22 protein-coding genes and 1 pseudogene are annotated in these 22,512 nt (G+C 65.8%); 10 read left to right on the forward strand and 13 right to left on the reverse strand.

Annotated elements, in window-relative coordinates:
• Positions 1-11: 11 nt before the first annotated feature.
• The 4 genes and pseudogenes from Q322_RS24985 to Q322_RS0112390 all read right to left on the reverse strand — a co-directional run.
• Positions 12-200 (reverse strand): annotated as a pseudogene (locus Q322_RS24985) (barstar family protein); the annotation flags it as partial.
• A 264-nt stretch (positions 201-464) separates the two neighbouring features.
• Entirely contained in the window at positions 465-1,739 is a 1,275-nt protein-coding gene (locus Q322_RS0112380) for a 3-isopropylmalate dehydratase large subunit (RefSeq protein ID WP_029478225.1), read from the reverse strand.
• Positions 1,739-2,503, reverse strand: coding sequence for an HNH endonuclease (locus Q322_RS21785; RefSeq protein WP_211248899.1), 765 nt, complete (start codon positions 2,501-2,503; stop codon positions 1,739-1,741). The genes Q322_RS0112380 and Q322_RS21785 overlap by 1 nt, the downstream gene beginning before the upstream one ends.
• A 78-nt stretch (positions 2,504-2,581) precedes the next feature.
• A complete protein-coding gene (locus Q322_RS0112390) occupies positions 2,582-3,763 on the reverse strand; it encodes a YbfB/YjiJ family MFS transporter (protein WP_029478227.1) in 1,182 nt (393 codons plus the stop codon).
• Positions 3,764-4,030: 267 nt separating this feature from the next.
• On the opposite strand from Q322_RS0112390, the gene Q322_RS0112395 reads away from it, so the two are divergent.
• The 4 genes from Q322_RS0112395 (at position 4,031) to Q322_RS0112410 (ending at position 8,484) form a co-directional block, all read left to right on the forward strand.
• Positions 4,031-4,564, forward strand: a complete 534-nt coding sequence (locus Q322_RS0112395) for a cation:proton antiporter regulatory subunit (RefSeq protein ID WP_051668501.1) — start codon at positions 4,031-4,033, stop codon at positions 4,562-4,564.
• 31 nt (positions 4,565-4,595) lie between these two features.
• Entirely contained in the window at positions 4,596-5,783 is a 1,188-nt protein-coding gene (locus Q322_RS0112400; protein ID WP_029478229.1) for a cation:proton antiporter, read from the forward strand.
• Between the two features lie 87 nt (positions 5,784-5,870).
• Entirely contained in the window at positions 5,871-7,919 is a 2,049-nt protein-coding gene (locus Q322_RS0112405) for a M3 family metallopeptidase (RefSeq protein ID WP_029478230.1), read from the forward strand.
• Positions 7,920-7,992: 73 nt separating this feature from the next.
• Complete coding sequence (locus Q322_RS0112410; RefSeq protein WP_029478231.1) at positions 7,993-8,484, forward strand: CAP domain-containing protein; 492 nt, start codon at positions 7,993-7,995, stop codon at positions 8,482-8,484.
• A gap of 364 nt (positions 8,485-8,848) precedes the next feature.
• On the opposite strand, the gene radA is transcribed toward Q322_RS0112410, so the two are convergent.
• From radA to Q322_RS20985, 3 genes are read right to left on the reverse strand one after another with little or no spacing between them, the layout of a single operon-like run.
• A complete protein-coding gene (radA, locus tag Q322_RS0112415; protein WP_029478232.1) occupies positions 8,849-10,201 on the reverse strand; it encodes a DNA repair protein RadA in 1,353 nt (450 codons plus the stop codon).
• Entirely contained in the window at positions 10,194-10,538 is a 345-nt protein-coding gene (locus Q322_RS0112420; RefSeq protein WP_051668502.1) for a DUF2087 domain-containing protein, read from the reverse strand. Before Q322_RS0112420 ends, radA begins: the two co-directional genes overlap by 8 nt.
• Before the next feature lie 57 nt (positions 10,539-10,595).
• A complete protein-coding gene (locus Q322_RS20985) occupies positions 10,596-10,889 on the reverse strand; it encodes a DUF2834 domain-containing protein (RefSeq protein WP_051668504.1) in 294 nt (97 codons plus the stop codon).
• A gap of 50 nt (positions 10,890-10,939) precedes the next feature.
• On the opposite strand from Q322_RS20985, the gene Q322_RS0112430 reads away from it, so the two are divergent.
• Complete coding sequence (locus tag Q322_RS0112430; RefSeq protein ID WP_029478234.1) at positions 10,940-11,155, forward strand: hypothetical protein; 216 nt, start codon at positions 10,940-10,942, stop codon at positions 11,153-11,155.
• Between the two features lie 165 nt (positions 11,156-11,320).
• Here the strand turns inward: Q322_RS0112430 and Q322_RS0112435 are convergent, their stop codons facing one another.
• The gene (locus tag Q322_RS0112435) at positions 11,321-13,558 is read right to left on the reverse strand and encodes an ATP-dependent Clp protease ATP-binding subunit (RefSeq protein WP_029478235.1); all 2,238 of its coding nucleotides are present in this window, start codon (positions 13,556-13,558) and stop codon (positions 11,321-11,323) included.
• Positions 13,559-13,792: 234 nt separating this feature from the next.
• Between Q322_RS0112435 and Q322_RS0112440 the strand changes: the two genes are divergently transcribed.
• Positions 13,793-14,191, forward strand: a complete 399-nt coding sequence (locus Q322_RS0112440) for a carboxymuconolactone decarboxylase family protein (RefSeq protein WP_029478236.1) — start codon at positions 13,793-13,795, stop codon at positions 14,189-14,191.
• Positions 14,192-14,231: 40 nt separating this feature from the next.
• Here Q322_RS0112440 and Q322_RS0112445 read toward each other — a convergent pair whose 3' ends face one another.
• A complete protein-coding gene (locus Q322_RS0112445) occupies positions 14,232-14,915 on the reverse strand; it encodes an outer membrane protein (RefSeq protein ID WP_029478237.1) in 684 nt (227 codons plus the stop codon).
• 292 nt (positions 14,916-15,207) lie between these two features.
• Between Q322_RS0112445 and Q322_RS0112450 the strand changes: the two genes are divergently transcribed.
• The 3 genes from Q322_RS0112450 (at position 15,208) to Q322_RS0112460 (ending at position 18,038) form a co-directional block, all read left to right on the forward strand.
• Complete coding sequence (locus Q322_RS0112450) at positions 15,208-15,969, forward strand: electron transfer flavoprotein subunit beta/FixA family protein (protein ID WP_029478238.1); 762 nt, start codon at positions 15,208-15,210, stop codon at positions 15,967-15,969.
• Positions 15,966-16,916, forward strand: a complete 951-nt coding sequence (locus Q322_RS0112455; RefSeq protein ID WP_029478239.1) for an electron transfer flavoprotein subunit alpha/FixB family protein — start codon at positions 15,966-15,968, stop codon at positions 16,914-16,916. Before Q322_RS0112450 ends, Q322_RS0112455 begins: the two co-directional genes overlap by 4 nt.
• A 369-nt stretch (positions 16,917-17,285) precedes the next feature.
• Entirely contained in the window at positions 17,286-18,038 is a 753-nt protein-coding gene (locus Q322_RS0112460) for an SDR family NAD(P)-dependent oxidoreductase (RefSeq protein ID WP_029478240.1), read from the forward strand.
• A gap of 58 nt (positions 18,039-18,096) precedes the next feature.
• On the opposite strand, the gene Q322_RS0112465 is transcribed toward Q322_RS0112460, so the two are convergent.
• From Q322_RS0112465 to Q322_RS20990, 3 genes are all read right to left on the reverse strand, one after another.
• Positions 18,097-18,306 (reverse strand): hypothetical protein, encoded by a 210-nt coding sequence (locus Q322_RS0112465; RefSeq protein ID WP_029478241.1) that lies wholly within the window; start codon positions 18,304-18,306, stop codon positions 18,097-18,099.
• A complete protein-coding gene (locus tag Q322_RS0112470) occupies positions 18,303-20,273 on the reverse strand; it encodes an alpha-amylase family protein (RefSeq protein ID WP_029478242.1) in 1,971 nt (656 codons plus the stop codon). Before Q322_RS0112470 ends, Q322_RS0112465 begins: the two co-directional genes overlap by 4 nt.
• Positions 20,274-20,381: 108 nt before the next feature.
• Complete coding sequence (locus tag Q322_RS20990; protein WP_029478243.1) at positions 20,382-20,657, reverse strand: DUF2171 domain-containing protein; 276 nt, start codon at positions 20,655-20,657, stop codon at positions 20,382-20,384.
• A 123-nt stretch (positions 20,658-20,780) separates the two neighbouring features.
• On the opposite strand from Q322_RS20990, the gene Q322_RS0112480 reads away from it, so the two are divergent.
• On the forward strand, positions 20,781-21,431 hold the full coding sequence (locus tag Q322_RS0112480) for a DNA-3-methyladenine glycosylase (protein ID WP_051668505.1): 651 nt from the start codon (positions 20,781-20,783) through the stop codon (positions 21,429-21,431).
• On the opposite strand, the gene meaB is transcribed toward Q322_RS0112480, so the two are convergent.
• The gene (meaB, locus tag Q322_RS0112485) at positions 21,418-22,362 is read right to left on the reverse strand and encodes a methylmalonyl Co-A mutase-associated GTPase MeaB (protein WP_029478245.1); all 945 of its coding nucleotides are present in this window, start codon (positions 22,360-22,362) and stop codon (positions 21,418-21,420) included. The genes Q322_RS0112480 and meaB overlap by 14 nt on opposite strands.
• Positions 22,363-22,512: the final 150 nt, after the last annotated feature.

A 22,512-nucleotide genomic window follows, 5' to 3' on the forward strand; every position in this document is an offset into this window, starting at 1 on the left:
TTTGAATTTACAATAGTCAGCTCTATATGTTTAAATTCTAGCCAGGTCAAGTCGGTCAGCATATCATTCAAGGCATTCATACCCCCGCCGAAGCAGGAGGGGAAGCTGAACGCCTGAGCGAATTCAGAGTACATTTCCCGTGCATAGATCATCTCACTGGCATTTGAGGTCATACGGAGACAGCCCTGATCTGCCTTCATGTCAATTCACTCCTGCACTAAAAAACATGTCTAGAGCTTGGAAAGACTATAAACGCTGACTTCAATGGCCGATAACTGAGGTTTTTGCTCGCTGAAACAGGTATGAGGCCCAGGCTAGATTTCGCTCCCTGGACAGGAGCGACAACAGGAGGTGCTTTGGTGGTATGAAGCCATCGGAACCAGCCTTTCCATAGCCTACCGGGTCGACCACAAGTGTCAAAGCCCGCCTGCTCAACATCTGCGTGCCATTCCGCCTCTGGACAATCAGACTGCCGCCCCTACATCCCCCGGCAGGGCAATCTTGCCCATCACCGCCGTTGCCGCCGCCACGGCGGGCGAGGCTAGGTAAATCTGCGCGTCCTTGTCGCCCATGCGGCCTATGAAGTTGCGGTTGCTGGTGGACACGCAGACCTCGCCCGGCGCGAGCACGCCCTGATGACGGCCCATGCAGGGGCCGCAGCCCGGCGTTCCCAGCACTGCCCCGGCGCGTTGCAGGGTCAGCAGCGTGCCGTCCTCCATCGCCGCCTCCATGACCTGCGAACTGGCCGGAATGACCAGCAGGCGCGTGCCGGGGCTGACCTTGTGGCCCCTCAGCACCTCGGCGGCGGCGTGCAAATCCTCCAGCCGCCCGTTGGTGCAGGTGCCGATAAAGACCTGATCGACTTTCAGGCCGCGCAGCTCGGATACGTCATGCACGTTGTCCACCTCGCTCGGCGCGCTCATGCGGGGGTTCAGGACGCTCAGATCGAGTTCGATGTGCTGGACATAGGTTGCGCCGTCATCGGGATAGACCCACTCGGGCACGTCGTACATGGTCAGGATCTCGCCGCCGGGAACCACGAGGCCCACCTTCGCGCCCGCCTCCACGCACAGGTTGGCCAGGGTCATGCGTTCGCCGCGTGTAAAGCGGTCTCCGGCGTGAATCTCGATGCTCTGGTACGTTGCGCCGTCCGCGCCCAGGGTACGGATCATTTCCAGGGCCAGGTCCTTGGCGCTCACGCCGGGCCGCAGCTCACCCGTGAACGTCACCTTCACGCTTTCGGGCACCCGCAGCCACGTTTTGCCGCTGGCAGCGGCCAGGGCGATGTCGGTTGCGCCCATACCGGTGCCAAAGGCGGCCACCGCGCCGTAGGTGGTGGAGTGGCTGTCTGACCCCAGCACGATCCAGCCGGGCCGGGCCAGCCCCTCTTCCATCAATACCTGATGGCAGATGCCGCGCCCCACGTCGAACAGCGCCACGCCGGTCTGGGCGGCGTACTCGCGGGCCTCCTTCTGCGCCTGCGCCACGCTGACGGTGCTGGCCGGGGCCACATGGTCCACTACGATAGACACGCGCTCCGGGTATTTGGGCACGGCGGCCAGGTCCTTTTGCATGCGCTCGATGAAGCTCTGGGCAATCGAGTCCACCACCATCACCTGATCGACTTCCACCACGGCCAGGTCTCCGGCGTACACCGTCTTATCGCCGCGCCGGGAGAGGATCTTCTCGGCCATCGTCTGGGGGTGTGGGGTGTGGGGTGTGGGGTGTGATGTGATCATCAGTGGGCCTCCTGGATCATTTCTCTGAGCTGCTCCACAGTCAGGGGCGGACTCGTTCGGTGCAGCATGGCGTGGCAGTTGGGACACACGGGCACGAGGTCCGTGTGTGGGTTCACGCTATAGCCTTCACCGACTTCAGAAAGGGGTTTGAGGTGGTGAACGTGGATAAAGCCGTAGGCGATGGGGCCGTAGAACTCCCCTAAATCGGAGTCGCAGACCGCGCAGATGGTGCCGTGATATTCCACGCAGGCTTGCCGCGCGGCGCGGTTGCGCTCGTAGGCGTTGACGGTAACTTGCCGGGTTGCACCTTCTGGATAGCTGCCGGGCGGGAGTTCGCCATCGGCCTCAAATGCTGAGGCGATGACTCTGGGTTCGTCAGCCCTCTCTCCCACCAATCCCAGCTCTTCCAGCGCCTGCGCCAGAGCGGGGCGCATGGCCCAGAAAAAGCGTTGCCCAGGCCAGCGGTCATTGTCATTTTCGCGCCAGTCACCGGAGGCCAGAAACGGCCAGCCTTCACCTACGGATTCAGGGCCGACATCAAGCAGCTCTGCGCCCAAGAGCTTGCCCAGCTTGCCGTAATCAGAGTTGCCCTTGTGTCCTGACCAGCCCATTAAAAAGGTCAGCTCTGGTTCGACCAGGGTGTGGGCTGGCGCTTCATACTGCACGCGCAGCATCTTCGCCCGCGTGGCCGTCCACTTGCCCTTGAGTTGCAAAACCTGGATGGCGTTTTTGTAATCCTCCACAGTCCATGTCGAGTTATTCATTTTCTGAGTTTCAGTATGAAGGGATAGGCAAATCTGGCCCGGTTTGACCTAGACCCGATACCCGCCTCTGACCCATCCCTACTCGCGCTGCCCCGTCGCCACTGCCGCCCCCATCAGCAGCAGCAGCGCCGAACCCAGCAGCCCCCAATTCAGCGTTCCAGTCAGGTCCGAGAGCCAGCCAGACCACAGCGGCCCCAGCACCTGCCCGGCAGAAAAGATGGCGGTGGCGGCGCTGAGGGCTGAGGCCCACACAGCGCCCGGCAGGGTGCGGCGCACCAGGGCCGTGATCGCGGCGATGACCGCCAGAAAGCAGCCGCCGAACAGGACGCCCGACAGGAACACCGGGGTCAGCGCCGCTGAGGTCAGCGGCAGGGCCGTGCCAGCCGCCAGCACCAGCAGGATCAGCGGCAGCGCCCGCCGGGTGGGCCAGCGGGCAATCGGGTCACGCCACACCCACGAGGACGCCACCACTGCCGCGCCCAGCACCATCCAGAAGGCCGCCACCGCCCCGGAACCCAGGCCCTCGCCGCGCAGAAAGGCGATCACAAAGGTCATGTACGACACGTAGCCCGCGCCGAACAGGAAATAGGCAGTCAGTGTCGGCCACAACGGGACCAGATTCAGCCCCGCGCTCCCACTGCCGGAACCCTTTACGCGCCCGCCCATGCCCTGTGTGCTGCGCCGCGAATAGGCACAGGCGGCCAGGGCCAGCGCGCCCACTGCCCACCAAGCGCCCTGCCAGCGGACCCCGGCGGCCAGCAGCGCCGGAACCACCGCGCCCGAGGCGACGATGCCCAGCCCCACCCCGCCGAAATAGCCGCCCACGATCAGGCCACCGCTGCGCGGGTCGTGTGCGGAGGCCAGTTCAGCGGCCAGCGCCCCGCCGGTCACAAAGGTCACGGCCCCCGTTACCCCGGCCAGCGCACGCCACAGCAGCATCCACGGGTAGCTGCCCGTCAGGCCGGAGGCCAGCAGCGCCAGAGCCGTGATCAGCATGCCCAGCAAAAACGCCCTCCGCAGGCCCAACTGCCGCCCGACTCCAGCTCCGGTGGCCACGCCCAGCAGGTAGCCTACGGCAGACGCGGTGTTCAGGCCGCCCGACTGGGTATAGGTCCATCCCAGACTGTCCTGCATGATGGGCAGCATCAACGCATACGCGAAGCGCGCCAGTCCCAGCGCCACCGCCGGTCCCAGCGCCAGTCCCAGCGTGGGCCACAGAGCCGAGACAGGCGGGGCGGCGGCGGCGGAGGGGCGGGTCACGGCTCAGCATAGGGCGGCGCGCAGATGCTGGATGGCAGACGCTGTATGGCACGGGCTGGACTTCTGGCATGCCTTTGAAGGGAACAGCGGGGCACAACGGTGTGCGGCGCAGAAAGTCGGTCCCGTTCCCCCGAGCTGCCGCCGAGATTTGGGACTGACCACGGGCAGGAGGACTCGGAGGCAACAAAGCTGCTCCCGGCCCGCCTCCACGCTGCCATAGCAATTCACCTCCGCTTCCGAGCATGTTTCAACCCGTATCCTGAACGCATGGTAAAGCTCGATGAAACCTCCCTGCCCGGCGTGGGCCTGCGCTACGACTTTGACGGCAAATTTGGCAAACGCGTAGGCGTGATCACCCACCGCGACGGGCGGCGTGAGCTGTTCGTGTCGCTGCGGGAAGACCCCGACTCGTGCGCCCAGAGCATCGTGCTGGACGAGGCGGAATCGGAAGTGGTGGCCGATCTGCTGGGCGGCAGCACCGTGACCCGCCGGGTGGCCCAGAGCATGCAGGACATCGAGGGCCTGGCGATGGACTGGCTGCCGCTGGCCGACAGCACGCCGTTTCATGGCCAGCCGCTGGGCAGCACCATGCTCCGCACCCGCACCGGGGCCAGCATCGTGGCGATCATGCGCGGCGGCGGGGCCATTCCCGCGCCGGGGCCGGAATTTACCCTGCGCGCCGGGGACATTGTGGTGGTGGTGGGTACCGCTGAGGGCGTGACCCGCGCCGCCCGCCTGCTCAACGGCGAGCCGGAGGTCAAGGCGGCGAGAGCCGAGAAGGCGCTGGCCGAAACACCGTAATTCATCCTCCTGTACACCGAGGAGGTGAACCGTGGAACTGGGCCAACTGTTTCTGGAACTGGGCGGCGTGATCTTCTTGCTGGCGCTGGTGGGCCGCGCCGCCGGACGCCTGGGCATCACCCCCATTCCGCTGTACCTGCTGGCGGGTATTGCTCTGGGCGCGCTCATGTCGCTGGGCAACGCGCCCGAGGAATTCATTCATACCGGCGCGGAGATCGGCGCGGTGCTGCTGCTGTTCACGCTGGGGCTGGAATACACCAGCGAGGAACTCAGCAGCAACCTGAGGGCCAACCGGCAGATCGGTCTTATTGATCTGGCCCTGAATTTCACGCCGGGGCTGATCGCGGGGTTTCTGCTGGGCTTCACCCCGATGGCCGCCGTGCTGCTGGGCGGCGTCACCTACCTGACCTCCAGCGGGATTGCCAGCAAGATTCTGCGGGACCTGGGACGGCTGGGCAACCGCGAGACCCCGGTGATCCTGGCGGTCTGCGTGATCGAGGACGTGGTGATGGCCGCCTACCTGCCGGTGGTGGCCGCCCTGCTGATCGGCGGAACGCTGGTGGCGGTGGGTGTCAACCTGCTGGTGGCGCTGGCCGCCTTCGGGCTGGCCTTTTTTCTGGCGCTGCGTTACGGCCATGTGCTGAGCCGCGTGATGAACGTGCCCAGCGACGAGGCGCTGCTGCTGGGCGTGCTGGGGCTGGTCCTGATCGTGGCAGGAGTTGCCGATCTGCTCAAGGTCAGCGCGGCCATCGGCGCATTTCTGGTCGGCATCGCGCTGTCGGGCGAGGTGGCCGAGCGCGCGCGCCGTCAGGTGGAGCCGCTGAGGGACCTGTTCGCCGCCGTCTTCTTCGTGTTCTTCGGCCTCCAGCTCAATCTGGCCGAGGTGCCCGCCGTGCTGCTGCCCGCCATTGTGCTGACCCTGATCACCGGGGCCACCAAGTTCACAGTGGGCTGGCTGGGTGCGGCCCGCGCGGGCGTGCAACTGCGCGGGCGGTTTCGCGCCGGGACCACCCTGATCCCGCGCGGCGAATTCAGCATTCTGATCGCCGGGCTGGGTCTGAGCCTGGCCCCCAGCCTGGGGCCGCTGGCCGCCGTGTATGTGCTGCTCACCGCCATCCTGGGGCCGGTGCTGTCACGCTTCGACGCGCAGCTCGCGCCGCTGCTGGAGCGCAAGAAACCAGAGCACAAGGTCCCCGCGCCGGGCCAGATATCGAGATAGAGACCGACACAGAGATGAGGTCCGCATGACCGGACGCTCTACACACTTCTTTGGAGACCGGACTGGACCACTGCCTATACTCGGTGCATGAATCCATCAAGTGCCTTGACGGACAACCCGCTGCTGAATGTGGGTTTCCGCATTCCCTTCGATCAGATCAAACCCGAACACGCCGAAGCCGCCGTGGATCAACTGCTCGCAGAGGCGAACGAGCGCCTGGAACGCCTCGCGAAGTCCGGCGAGCGCCAGTTCCAGGGTTTCATGGCCGATCTGGACACCCTGACCGAGCAACTCGGCACCGTGACCACCATCGTCCATCACCTGGACGCAGTGGTCAGCAGCCCCCAGTGGACTGCGGCCAAGCAGGCGATCCTGCCCAAGACCAGCGGGTTCTACACCAACCTCAGCCTGCACCCCGGATTGTGGGCGGCCCTGAAAGCCTTTGCCGAGACGGACGACGCCCGGGGGCTGGATCCGGTGCGCGCCCGGCACCTCAAGCTGACCATCGACGACTTCAAGCGCGAGGGGGCGGACCTGAACGACGCCGACAAGGCCCGCCTGCTGGAACTGAACACCCGTCTGGCCCGCGTGACCAGCGACTTCGGCAAGAATGTGCTGGACGCCACTGCGGCCTACGAGCTTTACGTGGATGAGAAGCGGCTGGCCGGGGTGCCGCAGCGCGTGCAGGACGCCACCCGTGAGGACGCGCGGGAACGCGGCGAAGGCGGCCACCGCCTGACCCTGCACCAGCCAGTTACCACGCCGCTGATGACCTATGCCGATGACCGCGAGCTGCGCCGCGAAATCTGGGAGGCGCAGCAGCAGGTGGGCAAACAGGACGGGCGCGACAACCGCCCGCTGGTCAGTGAAATCCTCGAGCTGCGCCGCGAGAAAGCACGGTTGCTGGGATTCGCCAACTTCGCCGACTATGTGCTGCAAGACCGCATGGCGGGCGGCGGCGAGACGGCCCTGAACTTCGAGCGCGATCTGGAAGCCCGCACCCGACCCGCCTACGAGCGTGAGAATGAGGAACTGGAAGCCTTTCACCGCGAACACGCCGGAGCGGACGCCCCCGCGCTGGACGCCTGGGACGTGGCGTACTGGGCTGAGAAGCAGCGCCAGGCTCAGTACGACTTTGACGAGGAAGCCCTGCGCCCTTACTTTCCGCTGGATAACGTGCTGTCCGGCCTGTTCGAGATCACCCGCCGCGTGTTCGGCGCGTCGGTCAAGGAGTCGCAGGCCCCTGGCTGGCACCCCGACGTGCGCTATTACGACATTCAGGACGAGACCGGCACGCACGTCGCGTCCTTTTACACCGACTGGTTCCCGCGCGACACCAAGCGGGCCGGGGCATGGATGAACGGCTTTGTCACGGGCGGTCCGCGCGAGGACGGGGTGGATCCGCACCTGGGGCTGATGTGCGGCAACATGACCCCTCCCGGCAAGGACACGCCCGCGCTGCTGTCGATCCACGAGGTAGAAACCGTGTTCCACGAGTTCGGCCACCTGCTTCACCACGCGCTGTCCACGGTGCCTATCAAGTCGCTGAGCGGCACCAGCGTCGCCTGGGATTTCGTGGAGCTGCCCAGTCAGATCATGGAAAACTGGGTGATGGAGCGTGACGCGCTAGACCTGTTCGCGCGCCACTATCAGACCGGCGAGACGCTGCCCCAGAACCTGTTTGACAAGATGCTGGCCGCCCGCAATTACCGCGCCGCGAACACCTCCATGCGCCAGTATTCCTTCGGCGCAACGGACCTGATGCTGCACGTCGAATTCGATCCGGGGAGCGGTCAGGACCCGGTGGCTTTGGCCCGCGACAGCATGGCCAGCTTCGTGCCGTACCCGCTGCCACAGGATTACTCGATGGTGGCGTCCTTCAACCACCTTTTCAGCAGCCCGGTGGGCTACGGGGCCGGGTACTACAGCTACAAGTGGGCCGAGGTGCTGGACGCCGACGCCTTCTCGCGTTTTGCCAGCGAGGGCATCTTCAACCGCGACACAGGCCGAGCGTTTGTGGACAGCGTCCTGAGCCGGGGCGGCAGCGAGGACCCCGCCCAGCTCTACCGCGAGTTCATGGGCCGTGGTCCCGATGCCGACGCCCTGTTGCGCCGGAGCGGCCTGCTGCCCGCGTAAATTCCCAGCTTCCTCCCAGTCCGGCTCATCTGAATGAAGGTGAGCCGGGTTGCTTTTGCGTTATTCTGTGCGAATGGTCCAACGCGCACTGCTGCTCGTCGCCGCCCTGACGCTCCTGTTCGCTGTCCCGGCGGCCCAGGCCCAGGCCAGCCTGGAGGCGCAGCTTCTCGCGCGGCTGAACCAGATCAGGGCGCAGGGCGTGAGTTGCCCGGGCAGTGGACGCCGCCCGGTGGCCGGGGCATTGAGCTTCAACGCGCGGCATGCCCTGGCCGCCCGCCTCCAGGCCGGCTACATGGGGACGTCCGGGCGCGTGACCCACACGGGGCAAAACGGCAGCACACCCCGCGTCCGGGCGGCCAGCACGGGCGTCAACGCCACCAGCGTCACCGAGATCGTGTACATGGGTTCGGGCCTCAATACTGAGGGGGCCGTGCGTTGGTGGCTGGGCAGCCCGGTCCACTGTTACTGGATGACCGAGCGGCGCTATACCCATGCCGGGGCCAGCGTGGTACGGGGGGCGCATGGGACGGCGTATGTGATCGTCCTGAGCAGTCAGCCGAGGTAAAGGAATTCGCGGCCTCTCACTGCACCGTTCGTCCTAGATCGGTGTCGAGCTTCGCGCTCGTCATGCCTCGGGCAGCCGGGTGGCGGCCAGCGGTCAGGCAATAGCGGGGCCAACTGTTCGGCTCAGGAGCAGTCGCGAGCGTGTCCGTCGACGCCATCACGCAGGAGCTGAGAGTCTGGGAATGCACCTGCTTCAGCCCCGGAACTTCCCCATCAAACAGCCGCCCGCCCTGGCCCAGCGTGGCGGGCGAGACCGGCGGGTCAGTTGATCCCCGGAGCAGTGCCGCAGGAAAAATTGCACGAGTCCGCCGCTGCCACAGACCAGAATGTCCTTACCGCCCTGTATTAGGTGGTTGTTCTGCTGCTCAAGCCTTCGCCGTCTGCCACACCACACCCACGGCCTCCTCCACGCTCTTTACGCCCGCGTGACCGGCCAGGCCAGGCGGCACAATCAGGCGTTTGTAGCCGGCGCGGCCCGCTTCCTCGGCGCGGCGCTGGGAGGCCACCGTGCTGCGGACCTCTCCGGCCAGACCCACCTCGCCGAACACCGCCACGTTTTGCGGCAGAGCGCGGCCCACCACCGCGCTGTACACGGCCAGGGCCACGGCCAGGTCGAGGCCCGGATCGGGAACTTTCAGGCCGCCCGCCAGGTTCACGTACACGTCCAGGCCGCCCAGCGTCAGGTCTAGGCGGCGTTCCAGCACGGCCAACACCACGTCCACCCGGCGCGGGTCCAGGCCCACCACCACGCGCCGGGCGTTGGGGTACGGGGTCTTGCTGGCCAGTGCCTGCACCTCCAGCAGCATGGGGCGCTGGCCGTCCACGGTGGCGGCCACCACGCTGCCCGGCACGCCCACCGGACGCTCGGCCAGGAAGGCGGCGCTGGGATTTTCCACGGCGATCAGGCCCTCGCCGCGCATCTCGAAGACGCCCAGCTCCCCGGCCTGTCCAAAGCGGTTCTTAACGCTGCGGAGCAGACGGAACGCGCCCACCGTTTCCAGAAAGACCGTGGTGTCCACGATGTGCTCCATGACCTTCGGCCCGGCTACGGTGCCGTCCTTGGTGACGTGGCCCACCAGCACGGTGGCGGTGCCGGTTTCCTTGGCCGCCCGCGTCAGCGTGGACGTGCTGTCGCGCACCTGCGCCACGCCGCCGGGCGCACCCTCGCCCTCCACCGTCACGGTCTGGATGCTGTCCACGATGCACAGCGCGGGTCTATGTTCGCTCATGAGGGCCGCGATGTGTTCGGCGCGGGTGTCGCGGGTGAGCTGGATGTCGGCGGTGACGCCCAGTCGGTCTGCGCGGAGCCGGATCTGCTCCAGCGATTCCTCCCCTGCCACATACAACACGGTGCCGCCCGCCCGCGCTACGCTGTCGGCCACCTGAAGCAGCAGCGTGCTCTTGCCGATGCCCGGTTCGCCGCCGATCAGGGTGACGCCCCCGGCCACCAGGCCACCGCCCAGCACCCGGTCCATTTCCAGAATGCCCGACGAGGTGCGCGGTTCCTCACGCCGCCCGACGGTAGACAGCGGCGTGAGCTTGCCACCGGAAATGCCGCCGTAGCCCCCCGCCCCGCCGCCGCGCGCCTTGCCACCCGTGACGCTGGGCACTTCCTCCTCAAAGGAATTCCACGCCTGACAGTTTGGACAGCGGCCCAGCGGTTTGGCCGACGTGTAGCCGCAACTGTTGCAGACGTATTTGGTGGTGACCCTAGCCATTCTTGGAAACGCTGATCTCCACCTCGCCGGACGGTTCGCTGGCAGAGTCGGCAGGCTCCGCGCTCACGCCGGGACGGCCATCCGCGCGCCAGTACGCGCCGTCTGCGGTGGCCAGGTACTCGCTGTCCAGCAGTTCGGTCAGCAGGATCGAGGGGTCTTCCAGGGTGCTGTGATCGGCCAGCACGCCTTCCACCTGGCCCTGATCGTAGGACACGCCCGGCTCGAACAGGCCGGTCAGGTGGTCCAGAATCGCCATCTGGTGAACGCGGCGGCGTTTGCTGGGCCAGGCGGTGATGCGCCCGTGGTCGTCTTGAAAGTCGGTGATGCTTTTGGTCATGGGGCACATGCTACGCGCTGGGAGTGCAGGGCAGCGGGCAAGGAAGCACAAAGCGGCTCAGGCTGAGCGCGCCCGCTCCCGAAGGTACAGGTAGAGCGGCAAGCCGAAGGAAGCACCGATGGTCACGCAGCCCAGCAGCGGCAACCAGGCCAGCCGAACCTGGTCCCACCGCCATTCGGCCAGGATCATGGCCATGATGGTCAGCACACTGATCAAGACATCAGCCAAGGCGAAAGCCGCGAGGCGGGTTGCCGTCGCCTGCTGGACGAGGGCCGACAGATCAAGACCGTTGTCGGCAATCCATGGAAGGAACTGGCCGCAGGGCAGGAGCAGGGACCAGCCCTGCGGCACTGAGGAGCAGGTAAATCCATTTCATGGCCTGAACGTACGGTGGACCACCGATGAGGCCAGCCACGGCTTCGGGCAATCCTCACGCGGCCCGGCACCAGCCGCACGACCACCATCAACACACGCTCCAGACTTCGCTGGACCAGCCTGCGCCACAGACCAAAGCCCAGATCGACGGCAGTGCCGGCGCATGCGGCGCTGCCGATCAGGTGTTCACGGCCCCCGGCCAGGGCGGAGGGTTTGACACTGAGACGAAATTCAAGGAGTGACAGGTCTGCAAGGGCCAGACGGTTCGCCTGCGGCCCCGAGCTGCCGCACTCTTCTGGAAGGACTGTTTCGCGGTGGCCATCCAGTTTGAGGCGCAGAACAAAAGAAGCCCTCTCCGCTGGGAAGAGGGTGGGGGGATTTGCAAAGCTACCGAGCCGAGGCGGCTGCTAGGCCAGGATCTGCGGCGGGGCCGTCGTCCCGCGCTCGAATTGCAGGCCCGCGTCGGTCAGGACCACGCGCACCTCGTCGCCGTCGCGGCTGATCAGTTCCAGGGACAGCGGGTCCTCGATTTCCTCGCGCACCAGCGTTCGCAACTGGCGGGAGCTGCCCACCGCATGCTTGGGACTGCGGGCCTTGAGCTTGCCCACCAGCCAAGCGGCGATGGCCGGATCAAAGGTCACGTTCAGTTCGCGGCTGGCCAGTTCCTCGCTCATCTCGCCCATCAATTGCTGGGCCACACGCACCAGTTCCGGCTCGCCCAGCGGCTTGAAGCGGATCACGTCGTCCAGGCGGTCCAGGAATTCCGGGGTAAAGATGTGGCGCAGCGGCGCGTTGTTGTCCGGCGTCACCGGGCTGAATCCCACCGTGGGGCCGACGTTGAAGCCGGTGTTGCTGGTCATGATGATGATGGTGCGCCGGAAGTCCACTGCGCGGCCCAGGCCATCGGTCAGGCGGCCATCGTCCAGCACCTGCAAGAAGGTGTTGTACACGTCCGGGTGCGCCTTCTCGATCTCGTCGAGCAGGATCACGCTGAAGGGCTGGCGGCGCACGGCCTCGGTCAGGCGTCCGCCCTGCTCGTAGCCCACGTAGCCGGGAGGCGAGCCGATCAGTTTAGAAATGCTGTGGCTCTCCTGGAATTCGGACATGTCCACGCGGATCAGCGAGCGTTCGGAGTGGAACAGGCTGCGTGACAGGGCGCGGGCCAGATGCGTCTTGCCCACGCCGCTGGGGCCGACAAACAGGAAGGAGGCGGCTACTCGGGTGCGTCCGCCCAGGCCCACGCGGGCGCGGCGCAGCGCGGAGCTGAGGGCCTTGATGGCATCCGGCTGGCCGTACACCTGGTCTTCCAGGCTGGCTTCCAGATCGCCCAACTGCTCGGCAGTTTCCTCGCTGTAGATGCCGCCCATCGAGTTGATCACGCTCTCGATGTCCTCGCGGGTGACCATCGGTTCGCCGTCCTCGTTCTCGGCCACCGGCAGCTCGATGCTCATATTAAGGCGCACGCGGCTGGCGGCCTCGTCGATCAGGTCAATGGCCTTGTCAGGAAAATTGCGGCCCGGCAGGCTGCGTTCGCCGATGCGGACGGCCAGCTCCAGTGCCGCGTCGGGAATCTGCACGCCGTGGTGTTCCTCGTACTTGGGCCGCAGGCCGCGCAGAATCTGCAATGTTTCGGCGGGACTGGGTTCCAGCACGATCACCGGCTGGAAACGGCGTTCCAGGGCGGCGTCCTTCTCGATGTAGCGGTGGTATTCACCCGTGGTGGTTGCGCCGATGACCTGAATCTCGCCGCGTGACAGGGCAGGCTTGAGGATATTGGCCGCGTCCAGCGTACCTTCCGCGCCGCCCGCGCCCACCAGGGTGTGCAGCTCGTCGATAAAGGCCATCACCTTGGCGTTGCGCAGTTCCTCGATGATCTGGCGCAGACGTTCCTCGAACTCGCCCCGGTACTTGGTGCCCGCCACCACGCCGGACAGGTCCAGGCTGATCAACCGGATGCCGTGTAGGTTGGGCGGCGTGCGCTTCTCGTGAATGGCGATCGCCAGTCCCTCCACGATGGCCGTCTTGCCCACGCCGGGGTCACCGATCAGCACCGGATTGTTCTTGGTGCGGCGGGTCAGGATCTGGGTGACGCGGCGGATTTCCTCGCTGCGCCCGATCACCGGGTCCAGCTTGCCCTCGCGCGCCCACTTGGTCAGGTCGCGGCCATACTCGTCCAGAAACGGCGTCGCCACCGGCTTGGCCGCCTTGCCGCCGCCGTTCTCGCCCTGCGCCAGGATGCGCCAGCGAATGGTGTCCACGTCCTTGGTCAGCTCCTGCAAGATGCGGAAGGCCACGCCGTCGCCCTCGCGGATGATGCCCAGCAGGATGTGTTCGGTACTGGTCACCTGCGCGCCCAGGCTGCGGGCCTCGCTGGAGGCGAGTTCCATGACCCGGCGGGCGCGGGGCGTGATGCTGGGGGCGTCGTTCAGGCGGTTGCCCTCGCCGCGTCCGATGATCTCCTCGACGCGGCGGCGCAGGCCGTCCAGGCTGGCCCCAAATTCAGTCAGGATGGTGGCGGCGGTGCCACCTTCACGCATCAGGCCCAGCAGCAGGTGTTCGGGGCCGACCATCGCGTGGCCCAGGCGGTTCCCCTCTTCACGGGCGTAATGAAACACGAGTCGGGCGCGGTCGTCATATCGGTTCATGGCTAGACCCCCAGGGGGCGGAAACGCACAGTCGCGCGTGGCTCGTTCAGATCACGGAAAGGAAGGATAGATTCAGGCCGAAATTCAGGGTGGACGGACAGTCGCGAGTCTAGAGCATCCCCCCCGCGTCAGACGCGCCTAAACTTACGTTCTTGCCCACCCGTACTGTAAGCCTCCCCACCTGACGCGCGTCTTTCGCCCCTGTGTCCCCCCCCGCCCGCTACCCTGTACAGCATGACCGACACCGAACACGGCAGCAGCCCACCTCAGCCAGAAGGCCGCGCCAGGGGGGTTGTTTTTGGCTCCCAGCATGACCGCATCATGGAGCGGCTACAGGGACTGGACGCCGATCTGGCCGCGTACATCCAGGATTTTGCCTACGACACCGTCTACGACTCCTCGGCGCTGGATCTGAAGACGCAGGAGTTGATCGCCTGCGCCCTGCTGGTGTCGCTGGGCAGCCCGCCGGAATTGAGGACGCACCTGCGCGGGGCGCTGAACGCTGGAGCCACCGAGGCGCAGGTCCGGGGCGCGTTGATGCTGTGCGTGCCCTACCTGGGCTTTCCGCGCACGGTGGCCGGGTTCGAGGTGCTCAAGACCTTCCTGGACGCTCAGGAAACGAAAAAAGGGTGAACGGGCCGCAGCCTGTTCACCCCCTTTCCCTAAACTCAGATCAGAACATGTACTTGACGCCGATACGGGCCTTGAAGTTGGTGCCGGGGCGGATGAACCGAGCGCCGTTCTCAGCGTAGCTGCCATCGCTGGTGTCGTAGCGGTCAGAGTAGCTGGTGCCATCTGTTTTTGTCGCGTTGACATTGATCGCGCTGTTGAAGAAATAATCTGCACCCAAGTCACCCACCAGACTCAGATTGCCGGTCAGGGCGTAGCTGGCCATCGCACCCGCACCCAGACCAAAAGAGCTGGAAGAGTACGTGGTGGTCCTGCCGCTGCCGTATTCCTCATTGGCGCGGAACATGCCGTAGCGCACGCCGCCGTAGACCAGCGTATCGATGCCCGGAGCCACCTCACCCAGACCGTAAGTCCCATCGATGGAGACAACGGTCTGGCTGCCCGATTCCGTCGCGCGGCCTGCCTGTTTGGCTGCCCCAAACGTCTCGCCGGGACCGGAGAGGCCAGGAAGCTCGGGACTGGCGTCATTGATCGAGTCGCTGGGACGGGTGTAGGCCACGCCCACCTTGACGCCCACCGGGCCAATCACGTTGGGGGCGTGCACGAATACCTCGCCGCTCAGGCCGCCCGCATAGCCGCCGGTCAGGCCGAGGTGAAGGTTGTTAAAAGCTTGCGCGCCCGCCGTGGCAGAGACCGCGAGAATGGTCAGGGAAATCAGTTTCTTCATTGCCCCAGGTTCGGCGCTGAACATGAGAATCCCCGCCGCTCTGGTTGACGACGAATTTAGAGAGCAGTGAGGAGAGGCTATCTCTGGCACAGGAACGCCCCGAGGTGCTTTGTACCTTTTCCCCATCCAGCCGCCCCCGGTCTATCGCAAAATGAGACGCCTTGAATGCAGTATTTTCCTTAAGACCACCATGTTCGTTATGACGATGACCCTGCTAAACTTGAACTCAGTTTAATTTAATTGGTGGGCGCGCGACCGGTATCGCGCCCACCCCCACCCCACTGGAGGTTGCATGAAAATTTTAACCCTTGTCCGGCAGGTCCCCGACGCCGAGGCGCGCGTCAAGGTCAGCGGCGACCGCGTGGACCTGGACGGCACCACCCTGGTGATTGACGGTATGGACGAATACGGCGTGGAAGAAGCCCTGCGCCTGCGCGAAGGCGACACGGGCGTGGAAGAAATCGTGGCGCTGGCCGTGGGTCCCAAGAAGGTGGAGGACGCCCTGCGGACCGCCCTGGCGATGGGCGTCGACCGCGCCATCCATGTGGAGACCGACGAGCGCTTCGACGCCGTGGCCCTGAGCAAGATCGTGGCCCAGGTGGCCGGCAGCGAGGGCAGTGACCTGATCCTGCTGGGCGGGCAGGAGGCCGACTGGGACTCTCAGGCGCTGGGAGCCGCCAGTGCCGAACGCCTGGGCTGGCCGCAACTGACCTGGACCAACGAGCTGAAAGTGGAGGGCGAGACCCTGACCGGACGCCACGACGTGGACGACGGCAACGAAGGCTTCAAGGTCAATCTGCCCGCCGTGATCACCGCGCAGCAGGGCCTGAACGAGCCGCGCTACCCCACGCTGCCCAACATCATGAAGGCCAAGAAAAAGGAACTCCGCAAGGATGATCTGGGCAGCTTCGTTGTGCAGCCGGGCGTCAAATACCTGGGGGCGGAAATTCAGACCCGCGCCCGCCTGAACAAGATGATTGACGGCAAGGACCCGCAGGCCGCTGCCGAACAGCTCCTTGACCTCCTGCGAAACGAAGCGAAGGTGCTGGCATGATTCTGGTCGTTGCTGAATACGCCGGGGGCAAGCTCGGCAAGTCCACGTTAGAGATGATGACGGCTGCTCGTGAATGCGGGCGCGAGGGACCGATCACGCTGCTGGTGCTGGGACAGGACGTGGCCGCTGTCGCCACCGAAGCCGCCGCCGTCGCCGATCAGGTGCTGGTGGGCGATCTGCCCGCGCTGGCACAGTACAACCCCGAAGTCTGGGCCGCCGCTGTCACGCAGATTGCCAAAGAGGGCGAGGCCAGCACCGTGTTGATCGGTGGCAGCCGTTCGGGCCGCGAGTACGCGCCGAGGGTAGCGGTCAAGCTGGACGCACCGTATCTGGAAGACGCCATCAAGTTGACGGCCAGCGGAGACGCCCTGCAAGCGCAGCGCTACACCTACCTGGCCCGCGTGACCGAGACGGTGGAGGCCAGCGGACCAGTGATCGTGGCCACCGTCAAGCCCGGCAGCTTTGCTCCGGCAGCCCCAGCAGCGGCGGCGGGCGAGCAGTTCGACATCGAATTAGAACTGCCCGCCTCCCGCACCGAAATCACGGGCAAGAGCGTGGAGAAGACCAGCCGCGTGGCCCTCTCGGAAGCCGAGGTGATCGTGACCGGCGGGCGCGGCGTGGGCAGCCCGGAGAACTTCGCCCAGTTTGTGGAAGGGCTGGCCGACAACATCGGCGCGGGCGTGGGCGCAACCCGCGCGGTGGTGGACGCAGGCTGGCGGCCCTATGCCGAGCAGGTGGGCCAGACCGGCAAGACCGTGCAGCCTAAGGCGTATATCGCGCTGGGCGTCAGCGGCGCGGTGCAGCACCTGTCCGGCATGGGCAAGAGCAAGAACATAATCGCCATCAACAAGGACGCCGAAGCGCCGATCTTCAAGGTGGCCGATTACGGCATTGTGGGCGACGTGAATCAGATCGTCCCGGCATTGATCGCCGCCAGCAAGAAGTAAGCGAGCGAACTAAAGGAGGCAGAGAGGCTGGGCTTCTCTGCTTTCTCGTTGTCTCCCTTACTATTACCCAGCAAGGAAGCAAGGGCCAGAAGATAGGAATGAGCACTTCCAATGTCTACAACGAAGCAGCAACCCAAGGCCGTCGGGCGCGCAGCGGACGGGCCTTACGCAACGTAACGGAGCGGGGCGTGTAAGTAGGAACCTTCCCCTCCAACCCCCACCTGCCACGCCCAACGGACCCTGCCTAGCGCAGCGCTGCTCCCCCTGCCCCCCTGGGGTAGGGGGCTGGGGGGTGGGGCCGCCCGAACAAACCTTGACCGTCTATTGAAACTCCTCGTCCCTTACGTCACCGTCAACGACACTGAAAACATGGCCAAGGCACAGGCGCAAAACATCATCGTCACTGGAGCGGCACGCGGCATCGGGCGGGCCATCGCGGCTCTTTACGCGGAGCGGGGCGCACAGGTCCTGAGCGTGGACCTGGCCCTGCCGCCCACCCTGAAAGGCCAGCGGCGCGTCAAGGCCGATGTCAGCAGCCCCGCTGGACGCGAACGCGTCGTGCGGGCGGCGCGGGAACTGGGCGGCGTGGACGTGCTAATTCACAACGCCGCGTATCAAAACGCACCCGGCAGCGTGCTGGAGGTCAGCGAGCGCGGCTGGGCCAGAACCCTGAGTGTGAACCTGACAGCCCCGCTGCTGCTGACGCGCGCCCTGATCGATCTGATGCCGCCGGGAGGCGCGGTGGTGAATGTGGCCTCGGTGCAGGGGCTGTTTGCCGAGCAGGACAACGCGGCCTACAGCGCCAGCAAGGGCGGACTGGTCAACCTGACCCGCGCGATGGCGCTGGACCTGGCCCCACGCGGCCTGCGGGTGAACGCGGTGGCCCCCGGCGCGATCAGTACCGAGAGTCTGCTGGAGGGCATCGAGCACAGTGGTGATCCACCCACCACCCGCCGCAATTACGAGGACCTGCACGCCCTGCGCCGCCTGGGCACGCCGCAGGAAGTGGCCCAGGTAGTCTATTTTCTGGGCAGCCCGGAGGCCAGTTTCATGACCGGGGCCATCGTGCCGGTGGACGGCGGCATGACCGCCAGTTTCATGATGGCCGGGCGGCCCGTGTGACGCCGGGAAGGCAGTTCTGAAACTTTTTACCTTCACTCCAGAAGACGAACTCTCTGATTCACCGGCTCTTTCCGCCTCCCGCCTGGCGAATGGCGTCCAGCAGTTTGCCCACCGACTGCGCCACGTTCCCGGCCTCGCGGCGCACGTCGGGGTCACGGGAGAAACGGGTCAGGCGTTCAGAAGCGTCACGCACGGCACGCAACAGGGCCTCGGTGGGGACGCTGGTACGCCCTGGGACTTTGCCCGACGGCGGTTTTGGATCGGTCATGCATTTACCTCTGCCGCAGTCAACCACATCGCGCGGTAGGGGGTCAGGGTCAGGGTGGGGCGGGTCAGGTGCAAGGCGCTGCCGCTCAGGGCGTCGTGGGCGTCCTCTCCCAGATGGCTGCGCAACAGGAAGGCGGGCAGCACCACGCGTTCCTCGCTGAAGTTGTAGATCTCCAGCAACACTCCTAGAGGATGATCGCGGCGCAGCAGCAGCACGCGCGGATCGGGGCTGGCAATCACACTGCTTTCAATCGAGGCGTGCAGGTGGGGCAAACCCTTGCGGACGGCGATGCGGCAGCGCAATCCGGCATTGACCTGCCCGGCGGGCGTGTCGGGGTGGGCCTGAACCTCCTGCGCCAGTGCCCAGTCCATACGCGGACGATGCACCCAGCGGTTGTCGGCGGCGTGTTCGGTGGTGTCTGCGTAGCCGGAGTCATTGGGCAGCGCCAGCTCGTCACCCATGTACAGCAGCGGCACCCCGCCGAAGCCCAGAATGACCGTGTGGAGGAGCAGAAGTCGCTGAACGGCCAGCTCGATCTGAATTTCATCCCCGTCCTCCAGCGCCGTCTCCAGCCCGGCCAGACTGGCCGCCGAGCCGCTGATGCGCCGGTCTCCGGTGGCCGGATTGAACTGAAAGACCAGCCCGCGCGCAAAAGACCCTGGAAACTCGCCGCTATAAAAGTCGCTCAGAAAGTGGCGGTGGCCCGGCCCGCTGATGCCCACCCGCGCGGCGTCGGTGTCGCTGATGGCCCAGCCGATGTCGTCGTGGCAGCGCACGTACAGGCCCCAGGTGGTGTTCGCCGGCTTGGGCGGAAAGGCGCGCAGGGCTTCTTCCATCAGGCGGGTGTCGCGGCTGGCGAGGCTGCTCCACAACTGCACCATCAGGCTGTTGTGGTACGCCATGTCGCTGACCCTGCCGTGGTGGGTGCCACTGCCCAGGTAATGGATCAGGTCGCCCGGAGCCACAATGGCCTCGGCCTTGAACGCCACCGCCGGGGCCACGATGCGCGCCGCCGCCCTGAGCGCGCGGGTCAGGTGATGCACTTCCGGCTGGTTCTGGCTGTTGGTCCCCAGCCGTTTCCAGATAAAGGCGATGGCGTCCAGCCGGAAGACCTCCACCCCCCGGTTGGCCAGGTTCAGGATGATGTCCACGAACTCGGCCAGCACGTCGGGATTGCCCCAGTTCAGGTCCCACTGGTAGGTATTGAAGGTGGTCCAGACCCAGCCGCCCGCGCCCTCCTCTGCGTCCTGCCCCTCTCCCACTTCCGGGTCCCAGGTAAAGTTGCCCGGCGCAAAATCGGGGAAGACCTCGGGAAGGGTGGTCTCGTAGGCGTCGGGCAGGCCCCGGTCCGCGAACAGGTGGAAGTAATCGCGGTACTGGTCCTCGCCCGCCCGCGCCCGCTCGGCCCACTCGTGTTCGCGGGCCACGTGGTTCAGGACCAGATCGAGGACCAGGCTGATGCCCCGGCTCCGCAGGTCACGGGCCAGCGCGCTCAGATCATCCAGGCTGCCCAGGTCCGGGCGCACCGAGCGGTAGTCGGCCACCGCGTAGCCGCCGTCGTTCTCGCCGTCACGTGGGCGCAGCAGCGGCATCAGGTGCAGGTAGGTGACGCCCAGCCCTTCCAGATAATCCACATGCGTCTGCACGCCGCGCAGGGTTCCGGCAAAACGGTCCGCGTAGGCCACATACCCCACCATGCGCGGCGATTGCAACCAGTCTGGAGAGAGCAGCCGGGCCTCGTCCAGCCGCTTTAAATCGGCAGGGCGGGTGTGGTAGGCGTGCAGCATGATCTCCAGCAGCCGCTCCAGCAGGACATCGGCCCGTTCCCGGTACACCGCGCGCAGGCTGTCGAGGAGTTCCGGGCCATAACGGTCCAGCCGCAGAAAAAAGGTCTCGGCGTCCCGGTCGTCGTCGAAGGCCAGCCGCAGTCGCTCGGCCACTTCGGGTTTCAGGAGGGTGGATGGCATAGTTGTCCGTCAGCATACGGTGTGGTTGGAAGTGTTTCCAATATCAGTGTTTCAAGACAAACGAAGAGGCGGCAGATCGCCTCCGCCGCCCCGGACCCCAGGCTGTGGTTACTTCATCGCCTCCTGGCGGGTGATGTTCAGGTACACGGCCACGTCGTCCATGCTCTCCACCTGCGACAGCGAGACGTAGTGATGCTGGCCGTCACTGCTGTCGCTCTTGGTCAGTTTCACGCGGTCCCCGTCCAGGTGGTCCACGGTGCCGACATGCTCGCCGTCCTTGTCCTTGACCTGCATGTGTTCGCCGCCCCGGTCCAGACGTTCTTTGAGGTCCTTGACAATGCGCTCGGTGATCTGGCCCGCGTCTGCGTTCTGGTCCTGTGTCATGGCCCCAGGCTAGGCCCGTGGGATGATCCCCAGGTTGGCCCGGGCGTTAGAGAACGTTCAGAGATGCGCATTGCGTAAGCTTTGCGGCAGAGGCGACCAGATCGGTCACCTACGCTGACAGGCATGCCCTTTGCTGCGCCTGACCTGCACCATGCCCATGCCCTGACGCCCGATTTCTTTGCGGGCAATCCAGTGGCGGTGGCACGCTCGCTCATCGGTGCAGTGCTGGTGCGTGTGCTGAAGGACGGCACCGTACTGGCCGCCCGCATCGTGGAAACCGAGGGCTACGACTGCCCGCGCGATCCCAGTTGTCATGTGATTGCCCGGTTGCCCGGCGCGGCCCAGGCGATGGCCGGCGAGCCGGGCCGGGTGTACTTTCACTCCGCCTATAAGCAAGCGCTATTGAACGTCGTGTGCCGTCCAGCGGGGGTCCAGGCGTCTATCCTGATCCGCGCCGTTCAACCGCTGCTGGGCGAGGACCGGATGCGCGAGCTGCGCCCCGTCAAGCGCCCGGTTGACCTGAGCAACGGCCCAGCCAAGCTGGTGACGGCGCTGGGCCTGACCGAGGAATTGAAGGGGCAGCCGATTGACGGACCGACCTTCTACGTTATGCCGGGCGAGGCGCTGCTGGATTCGGAAGTTGAAACGACTTCTCGGGTCGGCCTGCGCCGGGGGGCCGAGTTGCCGTGGCGGTTTCTGATCCGGGGCAATCCCCATGTCTCGCCGGGCAAACCGGGTGCAGGAAGGACGGAGACAGGCCTCAGCCAGCCGTGAGCGCCGTCACACCCTGGACTGCGGTCAAGCGCCCCGCCTTGACCTCGGCGCGAAGACGCTGAAGATGTTGCATGTCCAGACCATCCCGGAACATTCTCCAGGCCGCTTCTCGCAAAAGTTCATCGAACCACTGGGCGGTCTGGCTGCGGCGCTTGGCTGCCAGGTCCACCTCTTTTACATAATCCAGTACAGCTTCCCAGACCTCCGGCACGCCCTCGCCGGTCAGGCCCGAGGCCCGCAGCGCGCGGGGCCGCCAGGGGGCGTCGTGCGGGGTCAGCAGGTTCAACGCCGCCCTCAGTTCCGTCTGCGCGCGCACCGCCGCCCTGGGGTCACTGTCGGCCTTATTGACCACGCACAGGTCGGCCAGCTCCATGATGCCGCGCTTGATGCCCTGCAATTCGTCCCCGGCGTTGGGCAGCGTCAGCAGCACGAACAGGTCCGTCATGGCGGCCACCTGCGTCTCGCTCTGGCCCACGCCCACAGTTTCCACCAGCACCACGTCGTAACCCGCCGCCTCGCACAAGGCAATGGCCTCGCGGGTACGCCGGGCCACGCCGCCCAGATTTCCGCCCGCCGGACTGGGGCGGATGTAGGCGTTGGGGTGAACCGTGAGCCGGGGCATGCGCGTCTTGTCGCCCATGATGCTGCCCCCCGTGCGGGCGCTGCTGGGGTCCACGGCCAGCACCGCCACCCGGTGACCGGCATCGGCCAGTTGCAGGCCCAGCGCCTCGATGAAGGTGGATTTGCCCACCCCTGGCACGCCCGTCAGACCCACCCGGATGGACTGTGCAGCGTGCGGCGCGACTTCCGAGAGCAGGTCCTGTGCTTCGACCTCGTGATCGGCGCGGGTGGACTCGCTCAGGGTAATGGCGCGGGCCAGGGCGCGGCGGCTGCCGGAGAGGAGAGGGGCGGCGAGGGGATGGGCAGCCATGGGGCCATCATAGAGAAAGCCCCACCACTGCGGCGGGGCTTTTGAGGAGAGCAGGGACTTATTGATCACGGCGTAAATACAGCCTGATACTCTAATGGCATGGCCGAATGGCAACCTTCACGGTATTCCCGCGCCCAGCTTGAGGAACGC

Source organism: Deinococcus frigens DSM 12807 (assembly GCF_000701425.1).
GTDB classification, from domain to species: Bacteria; Deinococcota; Deinococci; order Deinococcales; family Deinococcaceae; genus Deinococcus; species Deinococcus frigens.